The sequence below is a fragment of the Mycobacterium sp. SMC-4 genome (assembly GCF_050205565.1).
Lineage (GTDB): Bacteria > Actinomycetota > Actinomycetes > Mycobacteriales > Mycobacteriaceae > Mycobacterium.
In genome coordinates, this window is sequence record NZ_JBNMQU010000008.1 from 267,887 (window position 1) to 286,325 (window position 18,439).

Consider the following 18,439-nt stretch of genomic DNA (forward strand, 5'->3'; position numbering starts at 1 on the left):
TGCCCGTGCCAGGCGACGAATGTATCCACGGGGTTCACGCGCCCACCAGAGCCGGGATCGAGCTGGAATCAACCCCTGACGCATCCGCAATGGAACCGAGATCAACCCGTGGCCGGAGAAGTGGAAATCCGGTGCTTATACCCTGTTGGCGTGACCGAATCGCCCACCGCGCAGCCAGCCTCCGACGTCGGGGACATCCCCCGGCACCGCTACACCGCGGAGCTCGCCGGTGAGATCGAGCGCGGCTGGCAGCAGCGGTGGGCCGAGCAGGGAACGTTCCACGTCGCCAACCCGGTCGGCTCGCTGGCGCCCGCCGACGGCGGACCGGTGCCTGCCGACAAGATGTTCGTCCAGGACATGTTCCCGTACCCGTCGGGCGAGGGCCTGCATGTCGGTCACCCGCTGGGCTACATCGCCACCGACGTCTACGCCCGCTATTACCGCATGACGGGGCGAAATGTCTTGCACGCGCTGGGTTTTGATGCATTCGGGCTGCCGGCCGAGCAGTACGCCATCCAGACCGGCACCCATCCGCGCACCCGCACCGAAGCCAACATCGTCAACTTCCGTCGGCAGCTCGGTCGGCTGGGGCTCGGGCACGACGCGCGGCGCAGCTTCTCGACCACCGACGTCGACTACTACAAGTGGACGCAGTGGATCTTCCTGCAGATCTACAACGCGTGGTTCGACCCGCAGACCAACCGGGCGCGCCCGATCTCGACGCTGATCGCCGAGTTCGAGGCCGGGACCCGCGGCCTCGACGACGGCCGTGACTGGGCGGACCTGTCGGCCGGCGAGCGTGCGGACGTGATCGACTCGTACCGGCTGGTGTACCTGGCCGACTCGATGGTCAACTGGTGCCCCGGTCTGGGCACAGTGCTGGCCAACGAGGAGGTCACCGCCGACGGGCGCAGCGAGCGCGGCAACTTCCCCGTGTTCCGGAAACGCTTGCGGCAGTGGATGATGCGCATCACCGCCTACTCCGACCGCCTGCTCGAGGACCTCGAGGTGCTGGACTGGCCGGACAAGGTCAAGACGATGCAGCGCAACTGGATCGGTCGTTCGACGGGTGCCACCGTGTATTTCCGCGCCGGTTCGGGACCTGATGCCGGCGACATCGAGGTGTTCACCACCCGTCCGGACACGTTGTTCGGTGCGACGTACATGGTGCTGGCGCCCGAACACCCGCTGGTGGACACCCTGGTGGCCGACGCGTGGCCCGAGGGCACCGACGAGCGGTGGACGTACGGGGCGGCGAGTCCGCGCGAGGCGGTGGCCGCCTACCGCGCGTCGATCGCCGCCAAGTCGGATCTGGAACGTCAGGAGAACAAGCAGAAGACGGGCGTGTTCCTGGGCGCTTATGCCACGAATCCTGCTGATGGACAACAGGTTCCGGTGTTCATCGCCGATTACGTGTTGGCCGGATACGGTACCGGCGCCATCATGGCCGTGCCCGGCGGCGATCAGCGCGACTGGGATTTCGCGACGGAGTTCGGGCTACCGATCGTCGAAGTGGTCGCCGGTGGCGATGTGTCGACCGAGGCCTACACCGGTGACGGCGTGATGGTGAACTCCGGCTTCCTGGACGGGATGTCGGTGGCCGAGGCGAAGACCGCCATGACCGAACGGCTGGTCGCCGACGGCCGCGGCCGCGAACGTGTGGAGTACAAGCTGCGCGACTGGCTGTTCGCCCGGCAGCGGTACTGGGGTGAACCGTTCCCGATCGTCTACGACGCCGACGGGCGGGCGCATGCGCTGCCCGAGGAGATGCTGCCGGTCGAGCTGCCCGATGTGCCGGATTACTCGCCGGTGCTCTTCGATCCCGACGACGCCGGCAGCGAGCCGTCGCCGCCGCTGGCCAAGGCCACCGACTGGGTCAACGTGGAACTCGACCTCGGCGACGGCCCGAAGTCCTACACCCGCGACACCAACGTGATGCCGCAGTGGGCCGGCAGCTCCTGGTACGAGCTGCGCTACACCGATCCGCACAACCCGGATGCGTTGTGCGCCAAGGAGAACGAGGCCTACTGGATGGGCCCGCGGCCTGCCGAGCACGGGCCCGGCGACCCCGGCGGGGTGGATCTGTACGTCGGCGGTGTCGAACACGCGGTGCTGCACCTGCTCTACAGCCGGTTCTGGCACAAGGTGCTCTACGACCTGGGCCATGTCAGCTCGCGCGAGCCGTATAGGCGGCTGGTCAACCAGGGCTACATCCAGGCGTTCGCCTACACCGATTCCCGCGGGGCCTACGTGCCTGCGGCCGAGGTCGTCGAGCGGGACGGGAAGTTCTTCTGGAGCGGCCAGGACGGTGACGTTCGCCAGGAGATCGAGGTGAACCAGGAGTTCGGCAAGATCGGCAAGAGCCTGAAGAACTCGGTGTCGCCGGACGAGATCTGCGACAACTACGGCGCCGACACCCTGCGCGTATACGAGATGTCGATGGGGCCGCTGGAAGCGTCGCGGCCGTGGGCGACCAAGGACGTCGTCGGCGCGCACCGGTTCCTGCAGCGGGTGTGGCGGCTGGTGGTCGACGAGGACACCGGCGAAACCCGGGTCACCGAGGACACGGTCGACGACGAGACGCTGCGCCTGTTGCACCGCACCATCGCAGGCACCTCCGAGGACTATGCCGCGCTGCGCAACAACACCGCGGCGGCCAAGCTGATCGAGTACACCAACCATCTGACCAAGCAGTCGGTGACCGCCCGCGCGGCGCTGGAACCGTTGGTGCTGATGGTGGCGCCGCTGGCCCCGCATCTCGCCGAGGAGCTGTGGCGTCGGCTCGGTCACGACACCTCGCTGGCGCACGGCCCGTTCCCGGTCGCCGACGAGCGCTACCTGGTGGAGGACACCGTCGAGTACCCGGTGCAGGTCAACGGCAAGGTCAGGGGACGGATCGCGGTGGCAGCCGACGCCGACAACGACACCGTGCAGGCCGCCGCGCTCGCCGACGAGAAGGTGGCGGCGTTCCTGGACGGGAAGGCCCCGAAGAAGGTCATCGTGGTGCCGGGCCGGCTGATCAACCTGGTCGTGTAGTCGAGTCGTCTGGTCCAAATTGCTCTTGCAACGCCGGGTATAAGGCGTAAGTTGCGGGGTATCTCTGGCTGGTCCGCCGACGCATGTCCGAGGAGCGCCCATGGCTGTCGAAGCACCGACACCGCAGACCCTGCAGCCCCGCCGGCCCTTCCCCGCGCGTCTGGGACCCAAGGGCAATCTGATCTACAAGATGATCACGACCACCGATCACAAGTTGATCGGGATCATGTACGTCGTCACGTGCTTCGTGTTCTTCTTCATCGGCGGGTTGATGGCGCTGTTCATCCGCACCGAGTTGGGCTCGCCCGGGCTGCAGTTCCTGTCCAACGAGCAGTACAACCAGCTGTTCACCATGCACGGCACGGTGATGCTGCTGTTCTACGCCACCCCGGTCGTGTTCGGTTTCGCCAACCTGGTGTTGCCGCTGCAGATCGGCGCGCCCGATGTGGCGTTCCCGCGGCTGAACGCGTTCTCCTATTGGCTGTTCCTGTTCGGCGCGTTGATCGCGATGGCAGGCTTCATCACCCCGGGCGGCGCCGCGGACTTCGGCTGGACCGGTTACGCGCCGCTGAGCAACGCGGTGCACTCCCCGGGTGTGGGCGGCGACCTGTGGATCATGGGTCTGGCCGTCGCGGGCCTCGGGACGATTCTCGGTGGCGTCAACATGATCACCACCGTGGTGTGCATGCGCGCCCCCGGTATGACGATGTTCCGGATGCCGATCTTCACCTGGAACATCCTGGTGACGTCGATCCTGGTGCTGCTGGTGTTCCCGATCCTGACCGCCGCGCTGCTCGGCCTGGCCGCCGACCGCCAGTTGGGGGCGCACGTCTACGACCCGGCCAACGGCGGTGTGCTGCTGTGGCAGCACCTGTTCTGGTTCTTCGGTCACCCCGAGGTGTACATCATCGCGCTGCCGTTCTTCGGCATCGTCACCGAGGTGTTCCCGGTGTTCTCCCGCAAGCCGATCTTCGGGTACACCACGCTGGTGTACGCGACGCTCGGCATCGCCGCGTTGTCGGTGGTGGTGTGGGCGCACCACATGTACGCCACCGGCGCCGTCCTTCTCCCCTTCTTCTCGTTCACCACCTTTCTGATCGCGGTGCCCACCGGCATCAAGTTCGCCAACTGGATCGGCACGATGTGGAAGGGGCAGCTGACGTTCGAGACACCGATGCTGTTCTCGGTGGGCTTCCTCGCGACGTTCCTGATCGGCGGCCTTTCCGGGGTGCTGCTGGCCAGCCCGCCGCTGGACTTCCACGTCCACGACTCGTATTTCGTGGTGGCGCACTTCCATTACGTGTTGTTCGGCACCATCGTGTTCGCGACTTACGCGGGCGTGTACTTCTGGTTCCCGAAGATGACCGGCCGGATGCTCGACGAGCGGCTGGGCAAGCTGCACTTCTGGTTGACGTTCATCGGGTTCCACACCACGTTCCTGGTGCAGCACTGGCTCGGTGACGAGGGCATGCCACGTCGCTACGCCGACTACCTGCCCACCGACGGGTTCACCACCCTGAACATCGTGTCCACCATCGGTGCGTTCACGCTGGGTCTGTCGATGTTGCCGTTCGTGTGGAACGTGTTCAAGAGCTGGCGCTACGGGGAGCCGGTGACCGTGGACGATCCGTGGGGCTACGGCAACTCCCTGGAGTGGGCCACCAGTTGCCCGCCGCCGCGGCACAACTTCTACGAGCTGCCGCGGATCCGTTCGGAGCGTCCGGCGTTCGAGCTGCACTATCCGCACATGATCGAGCGGATGCGCGCCGAGGCGCACATCGGGCGCCACGCCACGGCCGGGGAGTCGCCGGAGGGATTCGGTCCGCGCACCGAGCCGGACCGCTGAGTCAGCGGGGCCGGACGACGACCTCGTGGATGTGGCTGTCCAGCGGGGCGTGGATGGCTTCGGCAGTGACGCGCGCGACGGTCTCGGGGCTCAGGAACTGCGCCGGGTCGTAGTCGCGGCCCTCGTAGGCGACGAGGTCTTCCTGCATCTCGGTGGCGATGCGCCCCGGATGGATCGAGGTGACACGCAGGCCGGGTTCGTCGTTGCGTAGCGAGTCGGCGAACGCGCGCAGCGCGAACTTGCTCGCCGAGTAGGACGCGAGTCCGGGGGAGGCCTTGATGCCGGAGCCGGAGTTGATGAACACCACCTGGCCCTCGGCGGCGCGCAGCGCCGGCAGCAACGCCAGTGTGAGGGCAACGGCGCCAACGACATTGACTTCCATGGTGGCGCGCCACTGGTCGACGGTGGACTCGGCGACGCGGCCCGGGTAGGCGACACCGGCGTTGTGGATCAGCACGTCGAGTTCGACGATCGGTTCGACGACGGTCTCGATGCTGTCGGTGTCGGCCAGGTCGATCGGCCAGGTGGTGGCCCCGTACTTCTCGGCGACCGAGTCGAGCCGTTGCGAGGGCCGCCCGGCCAGAAACAGCGTGTGCGTGGGTGCGAGCGCTTCGGCGAGCGCCTGGCCGAGCCCGCCGCCGGCTCCGGTGATCATCGCTGTCGGCACGCAGGCGAGCCTACCGATGGATTCAGTGGCGTGAACCCACTCGCGGTCGCCGAATCGGCCGCGGCGACGCATGATGAGAGGCGATGCCCCACGACCCCAGCTTCACCTCGACCCAATTGGCGGCCCGTGCTGCCTATCTGCTGCGGGGTAACGACCTCGGCACCATGACCACCGCCGCACCCCTGCTGTACCCGCACATGTGGAGTTGGGATGCGGCGTTCGTGGCGATCGGGTTGGCGCCGTTGTCGGTGGAGCGTGCGGTCGTCGAGCTCGACACGCTGCTCTCGGCGCAGTGGCGCAACGGCATGATCCCGCACATCGTGTTCGCCAACGGGGTGGACGGCTACTTTCCGGGGCCGGCGCGGTGGGCCTGTTCGGCGTTGGCGGTCAACGCTCCGCGCGGCCACCACACCTCGGGCATCACGCAGCCGCCCGTGCACGCGATCGCGGTGCAGCGCATCCTCGACCACGCCCGTACCCGGGGACGTTCCACCCGCGCGGTCGCCGAGGCGTTCCTGGACCGGCGATGGGCGGACCTGGTCCGCTGGCACCGCTGGTTGGCCGAGTGTCGAGACCAGTACGAGCGCGGCCGGATCACGCTGTACCACGGCTGGGAATCGGGCATGGACAACTCGCCGCGGTGGGACAGCGCCTACGCCAACGTCGTTCCCGGCGAGGTCCCCGAGTACAAGCGCGAGGACAACACCATCGTCACCGACGCCAGCCAGCGACCGTCCGACCTCGAGTACGACCGGTACCTGTGGTTGGTCGAGCAGATGAAGTCCGTCGCCTATGACGACCAGAAACTGGTCACGGCAACGAGTTTCGCGGTCGAGGACGTGTTCGTCTCCGCGGTGTTCTCGGTCGCGTGCCAGGTCCTCGCCGAGATCGGCGAGGACCACAAACGCCCGCACGCCGATGTCAAGGATCTCTACGCGTGGGCCGAGCGGTTCCGTTCGGGCGTCATCGCCACCACCGACCAACGCACCGGTGCGGCAAAGGATTTCGATGTGCGGGCGGGGGCGTGGATCGCCACCGAGACCGTCGCGCAGTTCGCGCCGCTGTTGTGTGGTGGGCTCCCGCACGATCGGGAACGCGCGCTGCTGCGGCGTCTGGAAGGCCCCCGCTTCTGCGGTCATCCCGACCTCGCCTACGCCGTGATTCCGTCGACGTCGCCGGTGTCGCGCGATTTCCGGCCCCGCGAGTACTGGCGCGGCCCGGTGTGGCCGGTGATGACGTGGCTGTTCTCGTGGTGTTTCGCGCGGCGCGGCTGGGCCGAACGCGCGTCGACGCTGAAACGAGAAGGGTTGCGGCAGGCCAGTGACGGCAGCTTCGCCGAATACTACGAGCCGTTCACCGGCGAGCCGTTGGGCAGTATGCAGCAGTCGTGGACCGCGGCGGCGGTGCTGGACTGGCTGGGCTGAGCCCGGCTACTCCGCGATGCGCTCGAGCGGCGCCATCGCCTTGGCCAGGGCGTCACGTTCCTCGGCGCTGAGCTTGTTCAGCAGCGTCGCGAGGTGCGCTCGCCGCGACGCCAGCGCTTCCTCGTGCTGTTCGAGACCTCGGGGGGTGATCTCCACCAGGACCGCGCGCAGGTCCGAGGGGTCGCGGGATCGCTTGACCAGGCCGAGTTTCTCGAGGCGGCGGATCGCGACCGTGGTGGTGGGGGTGCGGACGCGCTCGTGGGCGGCCAGGTCGGTCATCCGCATCGGGCCCTGATCCAGCAAAGTCAGCAGAATCGACAGCTGTGCCAGTGTCAGATCCCCGGACGTGGAGGTTTTCCCGGTGTGGCGAAGAACATGCAGCACCTTGGCCAGCACGCGCTGGAGCTCCCCAGCGAGCTCGCTGACCTGCGCATCTGTCTCGACCATAATTCAGCCAGTCTAACCTGTCGGTCCCGTCGTGTTCATGAGACGAACTCGGCCGACGGTTCAGTCACGGAATTGACGTCGGCAATGCGGAATCTACAACACTTGAGACAAAAATCGACGTAACCGGTCAGTTTCGGCCTCCTCGAACACCTTGTCCGGCGGCCCGGTTTCGACCACTTGACCGTGATCCATGAACACGACGGTGTCGGCGGTGGACCGCGCGAACCCCATCTCGTGGGTGACCACGACCATCGTCATGCCGTCGGCGGCCAGGTCGGCGATCAGCGCCAGCACACCCTTGACCAGCTCGGGATCCAGCGCCGAGGTGGCTTCGTCGAAGAACATGATCTGTGGCGCCATCGCGAGCGCGCGGGCGATGGCCACCCGCTGCTGCTGGCCGCCCGACAGTGTGGCCGGCCGGGCTTCGGCCTTGTGCCGCAGACCCACCCGCTCGAGTTGAGCCATGCCCAGCTCGCGCGCCTCCTCGGCGCTGAGTCGTTTGAGTTTGCGCGGTGCCATGATCACGTTGTCCAGCACGGTGCGGTGCGGGAACAGCTGGAACTGCTGGAACACCATGCCGATTCGCTGCCGCAGCTGGTTCGGGTCGTCTGCCAGCACCGACCGACCGTCGAGCAGGATGTCGCCGCTGTCGGGTTCGTAGAGCCGGTTGAGGGTGCGCAGCAGCGTGGACTTTCCGGAACCCGACGGGCCGATGACCGCGGTGCTGGTGCCCGCGGCGACGTCCAGGTCGACTCCGCGCAGCACCTTGTTGGGCCCGAACGCCAGATGAATGTCCTTGGCGGTCAACGACACCGGGTTGATGTCCAGCGCGGCGGTCATCAGTTCATCTCCTGGGCTCTGGACAACACCAGCGGGTCTTCGGGGTCTTCCTCGTCGGGTCTGCGACCGCGGCGCAGCCGGGCGTCGATGTAGTTGACCAGGTGGGTCAGCGGAATGGTCAGCATCAGGTAGAACAAGCCGGCCGCCACCAGTGGGGACAGGTTCCCGGTCTGGGCGTTGAGGTCTCGGCCTACCTGGAACAGCTCGCGCTGATCGGCGATCAGGCCCAGGAAGTACACCAGCGAGGACGCTTTGAGCAGCGAGATGAACTGGTTCATCAGCGCCGGCAGCACGCGCCGCACGCCCTGGGGCACCACCACCATCCGCATGGACGTCGAGTAGCTGAAACCCAGTGCGCGCGACGCTTCGAGCTGTCCGGGGTCGACGCTCTGGATACCGGAGCGGAAGATCTCACCGACGTAGGCCGCGGCCATCAGCCCCAGCGCGGCGATGCCCAGCGGGTAGGGGTTGTTGCCGGTCAGGTGGCCGACGACCGGTCCGACACCGAGGCCGATCAGGAGGATGATCACCACCTCGGGCAGGCCGCGGAAGATGTCGGTGTAGACCCGCGCGGGCCAGCGCAGCCAACGGGACCGCGAGATGCCTGCGATCGCGAGCACCATCCCTAGGACCAGACCGATGACGCTGGCCGCGAACGTCAGGATCAGCGTGTTGGGCAGACCGGTGGTCAACAGATCCGGGATGGCCTGCTTGTAGAGGTCCCAGTTCAGGAACGAATCCTTCAGCTGCGCAAGGGTCGACTTCGGTTGTGCCGGCTGGGCCGGGGCCGCCTGCGCCTGGTTCTCCTGTGCGATCGCGTTGAAGTCGGGCAGCTGCGGCAGCGGTGCGGCTTTGGAGCCGGGCTTCCAGCCCGGCGGGATCGCGCGCGGCACCCAGTCCGAGTACAGCCGGGCCCAGGTGCCGTCGGCGATGACCGCGTCCAGGCCGGCGTTGAGCGCATCGATCAGCGGCTGGTTCTCCTTGGCCACCGCCCAGGCGATGAAGTTGTCGAGGCTGAAGGTGTTCTCGATGATCTCGGTGGGGTCGCCGGGCTGCACGGTGCCCTGCGCCTGCTGCGACGGCGCCACCCAGGCGTCGATCTGACGGGTCTTGAGGCTGGCGTAGACGGTGTTGTAGTCGGGGTACTTGACCGGGTCGAGGCCGAGGGTGTCGACGACGTAGGCCTCCTGCACGGTGCCCTGCACGACACCGATGCGTTGCCCCTCGGCCAGCTGGTCGAACCCGGTGATCGCCGAGCCCTGCGGGACGACGAGCGAGAAGTAGCCGAAGTCGTACCCGTTGGTGAAGCCGACGGTCTCACGCCGGGCGTCGGTGGTGGTGATCGACGACGAGCCGACGTCGAACCGCCGCGACGCGACCTGGGCCAGCAGTCCCGAGAACTCGGTGCCGACGAAGTTGATGCGCAGGCCGAGTTTGTCGGCGACGGCGCGCAGCAGCTCGTTGTCGTAGCCGGTGAACTGCCCGGCGGAGTCGATGCAGATGCTGGGCGGCGCATCGGACAGCGTGCCGACGGTCAGGACGCCGGGTTGGCCGAGCCCGAGGGCGTTGATGTCGATGGACTCCAGCGGCACCACGGAGTCGGTGGTGTACCTGTCGGCCTCGGGGCCGGCGGCCGCGGACGCCAGGTTGGTGGGCAGTGGGCTGGCGCTCTGCAGGCCGGGCGGTGCGCACTGGTCGACCTGGGCCCCGGCCGGGGCCGCCCAGGCCATGGCCGCCACCATCCACACGATCAGCATCCACGCCAGTGTCTTCACCGGCCGTGGCTGTACCCGCAAGGTAGTCACCTCATGCAACGTAGCGGGCGGACCGGCGAGGGGGTCAGCCGCGGCTGTCCCGCCAGCGCACCAGTGCCTGCGCGGCCGACAGATCGTAGTCGGGCCCGTTGACGCCCACGGTCAGCAGCGTGACGCCGAGCCCGGCCAGTGCTTCGGCTTCGGCGACCATCGAGTCGAGGTCGCCTTCGGGCACCCCGGAGGACCGCTCGACCGCCGAGGGGTCGCGGCCGACGTCGGAGCAGTGCCGGTCGAGCACCTCGGCTTTGCCGGGGTAGGTCTGGCGGTCGGTGAAGCCGTGCCAGATGTCGGCGTGCTCGGCGACCATGCGCAGCGTCTTCCGCTCGCCCTGCCCGCCGATGAGGATCGGGATGTCGCGGGTCGGCGCCGGGTTGAGTTTGGCGAGCCGGGTTTTGATGCGGGGCAGGGCTTGGGCGAGGTCGTCGAGTCGGCTGCCTGCGGTGCCGAACTCGTAGCCGTATTCGTCGTAGTCCTTCTGTTTCCAGCCGGAGCCGATGCCGAGGATCAGCCGGCCGTCGGAGATGTGGTCGACGGTGCGGGCCATGTCGGCGAGCAGTTCGGGATTGCGGTAGGAGTTGCAGGTGACCAGCGCGCCGATCTCGATGCGGGAGGTCTGCTCGGCCCAGGCCGCGAGCATCGTCCAGCACTCGAAATGCGCGCCGTCGGGATCGCCGTAGAGCGGGAAGAAGTGGTCCCAGTTGAACGCGACGTCGACGCCGAGGTCTTCGCAGCGCCGCACCGCGTCCCGGATCTGGCTGTACTGCGGCGCGTGCTGCGGTTGCAGCTGCACGCCGATGCGGACAGGTCGAGTGGAGGCAGAGGTCATGGCCTGTAACTATCCTCCCGCGAGCAGACGCAAACTCCCCCTCAACGCGGCCAATTCAAGGGGAGTTCGCGTCTGCTCACCGGGGTGACGTGCCCCCATCGCGGCCGGGGGTCACACCCCGATCGGTCCGTCGCCGTCCTTCCACACCGCCACCACCGCGGGTCGTGCGATGCTGTCGCCGCCGTCGGGCCAGTGCGACTGCGGATTGTCGAGGCTGTGGTCGTCGCTCTCGCCGGGGTGTTGCACGCTTACCAGGACCAGGTCGTCGGAGATCACCGGCCCGCAGGTCTCGGCGCCGAGCGGGACGGTGAGGAATTGGCGCACCTCGCCGCGCCGCGGCCCGTCCAGAGCGACCGCGAACAGACCGTCGTTGGAATCCAGCGCGTTGCCGTCGGTGGAGATCCACAGGTTGCCGTGGCGGTCGAACGCGAGGTTGTCCGGGCAGGAGATCGGGCTGACCTGGCTCTTGTTGAAGCCGCCGTAGTAGGTGTCGGCGGCCTGCGGGTCCCCGCATACCAGCAGCAACTCCCAGGTGAAGCTCTCCCCGGCGTGGTCGTCGGTGAGCTCGAGCACCTGACCGCTCTTGTTCTCGTTGCGCGGGTTGGCCGCGTCAGCGGTGGGCTTGCCGGCCGTCCCGCGCTTGTCGTTGTTGGTCAGCGCCACATACACCTTGCCGGTGACCGGGTTGGCTTCGAAGTCTTCGGGCCGGTCCATCTTGGTCGCCCCGACCTTGTCGGCGGCCATGCGGGTGAACACCGCAACCTCCTCGGCGGTGAAGCCGTCGACCAGTGACTCGGACGGGCCGTCAGAGCTGCTGCGCAGCAGCGGGATCCAGGTTCCTGAGCCGCGGAACGCGCCACCGGCCGGCAACTCGCCGGAGCCGTCGATGTCGCCGGGCGGGATGTCGCTGGACAGCTTGGCCACATACAACGTGCCGTCGTCGAGGATGGTCATGTTGTGCGCCATGCCCGTGGGACCCGGCTGGACCTTCTTCGCCGAGACGAACTTGTACATGTAGTCGAAGCGCTCGTCGTCTCCGGTGTAGGACACCACGGTGCCGTCGTCGGTGACGTGGATCGTCGCGCCCTCGTGCTTGAGCCGGCCCAGCGCCGAGTGTTTGACCGGCATGGACTGCGGATCCCACGGGTTGAGTTCGACGACGTAGCCGAACCGGTTCACCTCGTTGGGGGTGCGCGACAGATCGAACCGCTCGTCGAAGGTCTCCCAACGCAGCGCGGTGGGTTCGGCCGCCACGCCGTAGCGCTCCATCCGGTCGGCGTCGACGGGTCCGGGAGCCGGGGCGCCCTCTGCGGCGCCGAAGTAGTCCTGGAAGTTTTCCTCGCCGGAAAGCACTGTGCCCCAAGGGGTGACGCCACCGGCGCAGTTGGCGAAGGTCCCCGCGATCGTCCGTCCGCTCGGGTCGGCCGCGGTCTTGACCAGGTCGCTGCCGGCGGCCGGACCCGTCAGCAGCATCGGAGAGTCGGCGGTGATGCGCCGGTTCAGCGGACCCAGAACCGGGGCCAGTCCGTCACGGCGGCGCTCGACCTCCACGACGCCCATGCCGACCGCCGCGATCTCCACCTCGAACTGCTCACGCGTCGGGGCCTCGGCGTCGTACCCGGGGAACATGAACTCCGGGGTCACGTATTCGAAGTTGGTGACGAGCAGGAACCGGTCGGGCCGGTCGGGCACCGGCAGCAACGCGGCGAAGTCGTTGTTGAACCCGAACTGGCCGCGTTGGGCGGCGCCGGTCTGGCGGGCGACGTCGAACGCGGGCGCACCCGGGAGAACCGGGTCACCCCAGCGCAGCACGACCGACTGACGGTACCCGTCGGCGACGACGACGGCGTCCTCGACGTTCGGTGCCACCGAGGCGAAGTTCATGCCGGGCAGCGGTTCGGGTGCCGAGGTAGGACTCGGGCTCGAGCTCGGGCTCGACGGGGTGTCACCCGAGCACGCCGCCAGCGCCGACCCCGCGCCGACCGCGAGGACCGCCACGCCTCCGGCGCGCAACATCGATCGACGCGACACCGCGCGGGCGATGTCGCCGAAATACTCGTTGTCGCTGCGGTTCGGAGCCGGCTTCGAGCACGCATCGCCACACCGGTACACGCACGTGATGTGCTGTCGTCTCGACCTGCCGTCGTGTGTGAGAAACAGGTTGAGCGGAACAAGCGCCATGAGGGTCCTTCCGGGGCTGCGGAGGCGAGGATCGCGCGGGAAGTTACGGCAGCACGGCCATCAGCAGGCGAGCGTCAGGTGAACGGCCGACGACGTCCGGGTGAGCACGGGGCTGAGAATCCGGTAGCAAACTTGCTGCGACGGCCGCCCGTGGCAGGTTACGGTGGTCGCCACTATTGACAGGGGGGTCACATGGCCGCACAGCGAGGCAACCACCGGACCATTTCGGCGACGCGCCCGTCCGAGACGTTCGCCGTCCGGCGCTGGTTGCGGTTGGGCGCGGCGTCGGCCGGCATGGGAGCGGCGTTACTGGGCTATTCGCTGCTGGGCCCGCAGACAGGTGTCGCGGCGGCGGACACCAGCGGTGAGTCGTCGGTGTCGAGAAGCGCCGGGGCCGACGCTCCGCGCGCCGACCGGCAGGAGCGCCGCGCGGCGCGCACGAACAGCGCCGACCGCGACACCTCCGAGACCCGGCGCTCCGGCGATGACCGCGACGATCCCGCCGTGGCCGACACCGACGACGACATCGCCGGCGAGCAGGACACCGTCGACGACGCGGTGGAGGCCGCCGACGAGCCGGCGGCCACGTCGGCCTCGACCCGTGAGCGACGGACCCACGCGCGACTGGTTACCGCCGACGCGCGCACGGCTTCAGCAGCTGATTCCATTGCCCCGCAGGCGATCCCAGCAGGTGTGCTGGCCGACGCCCCGGCGGAGAACCCGGGCACCGCCCGCCAGCAGCGGGTCGCCCAGCTCATCGACAACTGGACCGAGCGCCGGCAGGCCTGGATCAACTCGCTGCCCGTGGACTCCGACCGCAAGGCCGAGCTCGAAGCCTCGATGTGGGCGACCCGGCGCGCCTTCATGAACCAGACGCCGACCGTGGCGCCGATCCAGGTCAGCGGCAAACTCACCGGGCCGATCACCGGCACCATCGGTGCCGTCGACCCCGACGACGACCCGATCCGGTACGTGCTGACCTCGCGGCCGCGCGAGGGCAGCGTCGTCATCAATGACGACGGCACCTACACCTACACGCCGGACGAGGATTTCGACGGCGTCGACACCTTCCGGGTCAGTGCGGTCGACGGTTTCCGGATCAACATCTTCGATCTGTTCCGCGGCCTGGGCACCCGCGCGAAGCAGACCATCAACCAGGGCGCCATCACCTACGCGTTCCGCTTCACCGAGGGCGCGCAGGACTGGACCCAGGACCGCCGGGCTGCGCTGCAGCGTGTCGCTGAGGATCTGACGGTGTACTTCGTCGTCGAACGCCCGGTCGAGTTGAGCTTCGACGTGACAGCAGTGAACGATCCCGAGGCGCGTATCCTCGCCTCGGCTGGGAGCGACTACGTCAGCGAGCTACCGGGATTCTGGCGGACCGTCGTGCAGCAGAAGCTCCTCACCGGCCGCGACGCCAACGGCACGGCAGCCGACGGCTACATCAAGTGGAACTTCGGCACAGCGTGGGGGTACGGCGACACCGTAGGCCCCGACGAGTACGACTTCGACTCGACGGCGCTACATGAATTCCTCCATGCCTTCGGATTCCTCAGCGGGATCGACGCCCCCGGCGAGAACGAGCATCGAGATTGGACCCTCTTCGACAAGTTCATCGTCGACGCCAACGGTGATTCACCGATCACCCGCTTCTACCGATGGGACACCGACTTCGACGAGGTACTGGAGGGCGCCGACGACGGGTTGTTCTTCGGCGGCAAGCATGCGGTGGCGGCGTACGGGGGTTATCTGGTTCCGCTCTACACGCCTTCGCCCTGGGAAGACGGCAGCGCCATCAGCCACCTGGACGACGACACGTTCACCGACGACGACCAGAAGTTGATGAACGCCAAGACCGACACCGGGCCCGCTGCCCGGGTGTTGAGCCCGGTCGAGATCGGGATTCTGCGCGACCTCGGCTACACCGTGTTCCCGCTTCCGCCCGATTACAGCTGGGCGTTCATCGGACTGGTGCTGCTTCGCCGGCGCAAGAAGGCTTGACCGTCAGTCGTCGAGGATGCCGCGCAGCAGCTTGACCAGTGCCAGCGGTTGGTCGCTCTGCACAGAGTGCCCGGAGTCCTCGACGATGTGCACGCGCTGAAATCCCGGTGCGGTGCGGGCGAATTCGTCGGCGTCGTCGTCGTTGACGAAGTGTGAGTTGGCGCCGCGGATCAGGGTGGTCGGGGTGGCGAGCTTCGGGACGTCGTCCCACAGGCCCTCGAATCCGTCGGCCTTGCGGATCGAGTCGTAGCGCCACGTCCACGTGCCGTCGTCGAGCCGTTTGGCGTTGTGGAACACGCCGCGCCGCAACGATTCCCGGTCACGGTGCGGGGCTGCGGCGACGGTCACCTCGAGCATGGCCGCGAAGCTGGGAAAGCTGCGGTCGCCCTGGACGAGTGCGACGGTGCCCTTCTGCTCGTCGGTCATCTCGGTATGCCGCTGCGGCGCTGAGGGAGTGACGTCGACCAGGACGAGTTTGCGGACCAGGTCCGGTGCAGCGACGGCGACCCGAAGGGCGGTCAGGCCGCCCAGCGACATGCCGACCACCAGTTCGGCGTCGGGAGCCAGATCGCGGATGACCGGTTCCACGGCGACGGCATTGGGCTTGGGTCCGTAGTCGCCGTCCTCGCGCCATGCCGAGCGGCCGTGGCCGGGCAGGTCGATCGCCAGGGCGGGCACGCCGAGACCGAGCACCACGGTGTCCCAGGTGTGGGCGTTCTGGCCGCCACCGTGCAGGAACACCACCTGCGGGGCGTCGTCGCCGAACTTCAACGCACTGATGTCGCCGGCGTCGATGCGCGTCGCGGGCGGCAGCGGTCCGGACACTCCGGCCTGGCGCGCGTTCTCCTTGAGGAAGATGAACTCGTCGAGGCTGGCCAGCTCGTCATCGGTGTCGTCCATAGGGGAACCTTACGCAGTCGATATCCGGATGCGTTTGCCGGTGCGGTGTGACACCGTCGAATCTGTGGCAGCCGAGGCAACAGATCTGACTTTCCGCTCCGCCGTCGACGCTGACTGGCCGGACATCACCCTGATCGGCGCGACCGGTTTCGGGGTCTGGCGTCCGGACGAGACTGTCTCCGTCTGGCGGTCGTTGATGCCACCGGACAGCGCCGTCGTCGCGTGCGACGGCGACGACGTCGTCGGTGTCGCGTTGTTCCTCGACCTGCAGTTGACCGTGCCCGGCGGTGCCGTACTGCCGATGGCCGGGGTGTCGTTCGTGGCGGTCGCGCCGACGCATCGCCGCCGCGGCGCGCTGACCGGCATGTTCACCGAATTGCACGGCAGGATGGGCGGTTATCCCATCGCCGGGCTGGAGGCCAGCGAGGCCGGAATCTACGGCCGGTTCGGCTACGGTCCCGCGACGGTCTGGGAGCGGCTTTCGGTCGACCGGGAGCGGGCCCGATTCCGTTCGGAGATCCCCGATACCGGCGGTGTCCGCGTCGTGCGGCCGGTCGAGCATCGCGCACAGCTCGAAGAGATCTACGAGCGGTGGCGGTTGCAGACACCCGGCGGTCTCTACACACCGGGCCGGTTGTGGGACGAAATACTGGACGACCGCGAGAGTTCACGCGGCGGCGGAAGCGCGTTCTACTGTCTGTTGCACCCCGACGGGTTCGCGCTGTATCGCGTGCACTCCGGTGAACGCAAGGACCGGGTTGAGGTCACCAAGCTTTCCGCGGTGACGCCGCAGGCGTATATCGCGTTGTGGCGCACCCTGCTCGGGCTCGACCTGATGGCGACGGTGGACATCGAGACCCATCCGGGCGGCCTACTGCCGTACCTTCTCACCGACGCCCGCACGGTCCGCAGCACTGGAGTGCAGGACGGTCTGTGGCTACGGATGCTGAACATCCCCGCGGTGCTGCAGGCTCGCACCTACAGCGCCGATCTTTCTGTGGTGCTGGACATTTCGGATGCCGTGCTCGGTGGTGGCGGCCGATTCGCCCTGGAAATCCGCGCCGGGCGGGCGCGGTGCGAACCCACCGATGCGCCGGCTGATGTGCACACGGATCTGTCGGTGCTCGGCAGCGTCTACCTCGGCGCCCATCGCGCCTCTTCGTTCGCGGCCGCGCACCGGCTACGCTGCCCGGACGCCAGGCTTCTTGCCGCTCTCGACGCGGCCTTTGCCTCCGACGTTCCGGCCGAACTCGGCTACGGCTTCTGAACAACGCCGCCGAAATTGCATTCCAGCAGCGGAAGTGCGAGAAGGCACCTGCTGGAATGCAATTCCGGCGGGGAGAGAATCAGCCCTCGATGAAGGTCTCGAGCTGCGCGCGGGCGACGTCGTCGGCCAGCTGCTTCGGCGGGCTCTTCATCAGGTACGCCGACGCGGCCTCGATCGGACCGCCGATACCGCGGTCCTTGGCGATCTTGGCGGCGCGCACCGCGTCGATGATGACGCCGGCCGAGTTGGGGGAGTCCCACACCTCGAGCTTGTACTCCAGGTTCAGCGGCACGTCGCCGAAGGCGCGGCCCTCGAGGCGGACGTAGGCCCACTTGCGGTCATCGAGCCACGCGACGTGGTCCGACGGGCCGATGTGGACGTTCTTGTCCTCGACCTTGCCGGCCAGCGAGCCCGACAGGTTGGAGGTCACGGCCTGGGTCTTGGAGACCTTCTTCGACTCCAGCCGCGAACGCTCGAGCATGTTCAGGAAGTCCATGTTGCCACCGACGTTGAGCTGGTAGGTCCGGTCCAGCGTGACGCCGCGGTCCTCGAACAGCTTGGCCATCACGCGGTGGGTGATGGTGGCACCGATCTGGCTCTTGATGTCGTCACCGACGATCGGCACACCGGCGTCTTCGAACTTCTTGGCCCACTCGGGGTCCGAGGCGATGAACACCGGCAGCGCGTTGACGAAGGCCACGCCGGCGTCGATCGCGCACTGGGCGTAGAACTTGTCGGCCTCCTCGGAACCCACCGGAAGGTAGGACACCAGCACGTCGACCTCGGCGTCCTCGAGGACCTTGACGACGTCGACCGGGTCGGAGTCGGACACCTCGATGGTGTCGGCGTAGTACTTGCCGATGCCGTCGAGGGTGGGGCCGCGCTGGACGATCACGTCGCTGGGCGGCACGTCGGCGATCTTGATGGTGTTGTTCTCGGAAGCGAAGATCGCCTCGGACAGGTCGAAGCCCACCTTCTTGGCGTCCACGTCGAACGCGGCGACGAACTTGACGTCGCGCACGTGGTACTGGCCGAGCTTGACGTGCATCAGGCCGGGAACGGTGGCGTTCTCGTCGGCGTCCTTGTAGTACTGCACGCCCTGTACGAGCGAAGACGCGCAGTTGCCCACGCCGACGATGGCGACCCGGACGTCATTGCTTGCGGTCATGACGGCTTCTCCTCTTGTCCTT

The 18,439-nt window shown here is 67.7% G+C and carries 13 protein-coding genes; 5 read left to right on the forward strand and 8 right to left on the reverse strand.

Annotated elements, in window-relative coordinates:
* Window positions 1-150 precede the first annotated feature (150 nt).
* Complete coding sequence (leuS, locus tag ACQI46_RS16295) at window positions 151-3,036, forward strand: leucine--tRNA ligase (RefSeq protein WP_427095044.1); 2,886 nt, start codon at window positions 151-153, stop codon at window positions 3,034-3,036.
* 100 nt (window positions 3,037-3,136) lie between these two features.
* Window positions 3,137-4,882, forward strand: a complete 1,746-nt coding sequence (gene ctaD / locus ACQI46_RS16300; RefSeq protein ID WP_427095045.1) for a cytochrome c oxidase subunit I — start codon at window positions 3,137-3,139, stop codon at window positions 4,880-4,882.
* Window position 4,883: 1 nt separating this feature from the next.
* Here the strand turns inward: ctaD and ACQI46_RS16305 are convergent, their stop codons facing one another.
* Entirely contained in the window at window positions 4,884-5,549 is a 666-nt protein-coding gene (locus ACQI46_RS16305) for an SDR family oxidoreductase (protein WP_427095046.1), read from the reverse strand.
* An 83-nt stretch (window positions 5,550-5,632) separates the two neighbouring features.
* Between ACQI46_RS16305 and ggh the strand changes: the two genes are divergently transcribed.
* Window positions 5,633-6,973, forward strand: coding sequence for a glucosylglycerate hydrolase (gene ggh / locus ACQI46_RS16310; RefSeq protein ID WP_427095047.1), 1,341 nt, complete (start codon window positions 5,633-5,635; stop codon window positions 6,971-6,973).
* Window positions 6,974-6,979: 6 nt separating this feature from the next.
* On the opposite strand, the gene ACQI46_RS16315 is transcribed toward ggh, so the two are convergent.
* The 5 genes from ACQI46_RS16315 to ACQI46_RS16335 form a co-directional block, all read right to left on the reverse strand.
* Window positions 6,980-7,420 carry a MarR family winged helix-turn-helix transcriptional regulator gene (locus ACQI46_RS16315; RefSeq protein ID WP_427095048.1) on the reverse strand — a complete coding sequence of 147 codons (441 nt, stop codon included), beginning with the start codon at window positions 7,418-7,420 and terminating at the stop codon, window positions 6,980-6,982.
* Window positions 7,421-7,513: 93 nt separating this feature from the next.
* The gene (locus tag ACQI46_RS16320) at window positions 7,514-8,260 is read right to left on the reverse strand and encodes an amino acid ABC transporter ATP-binding protein (RefSeq protein ID WP_427095049.1); all 747 of its coding nucleotides are present in this window, start codon (window positions 8,258-8,260) and stop codon (window positions 7,514-7,516) included.
* On the reverse strand, window positions 8,260-10,017 hold the full coding sequence (locus ACQI46_RS16325; protein WP_427095087.1) for an ABC transporter substrate-binding protein/permease: 1,758 nt from the start codon (window positions 10,015-10,017) through the stop codon (window positions 8,260-8,262). Before ACQI46_RS16325 ends, ACQI46_RS16320 begins: the two co-directional genes overlap by 1 nt.
* An 82-nt stretch (window positions 10,018-10,099) precedes the next feature.
* Window positions 10,100-10,900: an LLM class F420-dependent oxidoreductase gene (locus ACQI46_RS16330; RefSeq protein ID WP_427095050.1), complete on the reverse strand. Its 801-nt coding sequence runs from the start codon at window positions 10,898-10,900 to the stop codon at window positions 10,100-10,102.
* A gap of 111 nt (window positions 10,901-11,011) precedes the next feature.
* Entirely contained in the window at window positions 11,012-13,081 is a 2,070-nt protein-coding gene (locus ACQI46_RS16335) for a PhoX family protein (RefSeq protein ID WP_427095051.1), read from the reverse strand.
* 192 nt (window positions 13,082-13,273) lie between these two features.
* Between ACQI46_RS16335 and ACQI46_RS16340 the strand changes: the two genes are divergently transcribed.
* Window positions 13,274-15,082: an Ig-like domain-containing protein gene (locus tag ACQI46_RS16340; RefSeq protein WP_427095052.1), complete on the forward strand. Its 1,809-nt coding sequence runs from the start codon at window positions 13,274-13,276 to the stop codon at window positions 15,080-15,082.
* 3 nt (window positions 15,083-15,085) lie between these two features.
* Here ACQI46_RS16340 and ACQI46_RS16345 read toward each other — a convergent pair whose 3' ends face one another.
* Window positions 15,086-15,982, reverse strand: a complete 897-nt coding sequence (locus tag ACQI46_RS16345) for an alpha/beta fold hydrolase (protein WP_427095053.1) — start codon at window positions 15,980-15,982, stop codon at window positions 15,086-15,088.
* 28 nt (window positions 15,983-16,010) lie between these two features.
* Between ACQI46_RS16345 and ACQI46_RS16350 the strand changes: the two genes are divergently transcribed.
* A complete protein-coding gene (locus ACQI46_RS16350; protein ID WP_427095054.1) occupies window positions 16,011-17,249 on the forward strand; it encodes an enhanced intracellular survival protein Eis in 1,239 nt (412 codons plus the stop codon).
* A 79-nt stretch (window positions 17,250-17,328) separates the two neighbouring features.
* On the opposite strand, the gene ACQI46_RS16355 is transcribed toward ACQI46_RS16350, so the two are convergent.
* Entirely contained in the window at window positions 17,329-18,417 is a 1,089-nt protein-coding gene (locus ACQI46_RS16355) for an inositol-3-phosphate synthase (protein ID WP_427095055.1), read from the reverse strand.
* Between the last annotated feature and the right edge of the window lie 22 nt (window positions 18,418-18,439).

Coding starts and splice junctions, on each gene's coding strand:
- ctaD (WP_427095045.1), top strand. CDS start 3,137: ATGGCTGTCGAAGCACCGACACCGCAGACCCTGCAGCCCCGCCGGCCC.
- ggh (WP_427095047.1), top strand. CDS start 5,633: ATGCCCCACGACCCCAGCTTCACCTCGACCCAATTGGCGGCCCGTGCT.
- ACQI46_RS16315 (WP_427095048.1), bottom strand. CDS start 7,420: ATGGTCGAGACAGATGCGCAGGTCAGCGAGCTCGCTGGGGAGCTCCAG.
- ACQI46_RS16320 (WP_427095049.1), bottom strand. CDS start 8,260: ATGACCGCCGCGCTGGACATCAACCCGGTGTCGTTGACCGCCAAGGAC.
- ACQI46_RS16325 (WP_427095087.1), bottom strand. CDS start 10,017: ATGCTGATCGTGTGGATGGTGGCGGCCATGGCCTGGGCGGCCCCGGCC.
- ACQI46_RS16330 (WP_427095050.1), bottom strand. CDS start 10,900: ATGACCTCTGCCTCCACTCGACCTGTCCGCATCGGCGTGCAGCTGCAA.
- ACQI46_RS16335 (WP_427095051.1), bottom strand. CDS start 13,081: ATGGCGCTTGTTCCGCTCAACCTGTTTCTCACACACGACGGCAGGTCG.
- ACQI46_RS16340 (WP_427095052.1), top strand. CDS start 13,274: ATGGCCGCACAGCGAGGCAACCACCGGACCATTTCGGCGACGCGCCCG.
- ACQI46_RS16345 (WP_427095053.1), bottom strand. CDS start 15,982: ATGGACGACACCGATGACGAGCTGGCCAGCCTCGACGAGTTCATCTTC.
- ACQI46_RS16350 (WP_427095054.1), top strand. CDS start 16,011: ATGCGTTTGCCGGTGCGGTGTGACACCGTCGAATCTGTGGCAGCCGAG.
- ACQI46_RS16355 (WP_427095055.1), bottom strand. CDS start 18,417: ATGACCGCAAGCAATGACGTCCGGGTCGCCATCGTCGGCGTGGGCAAC.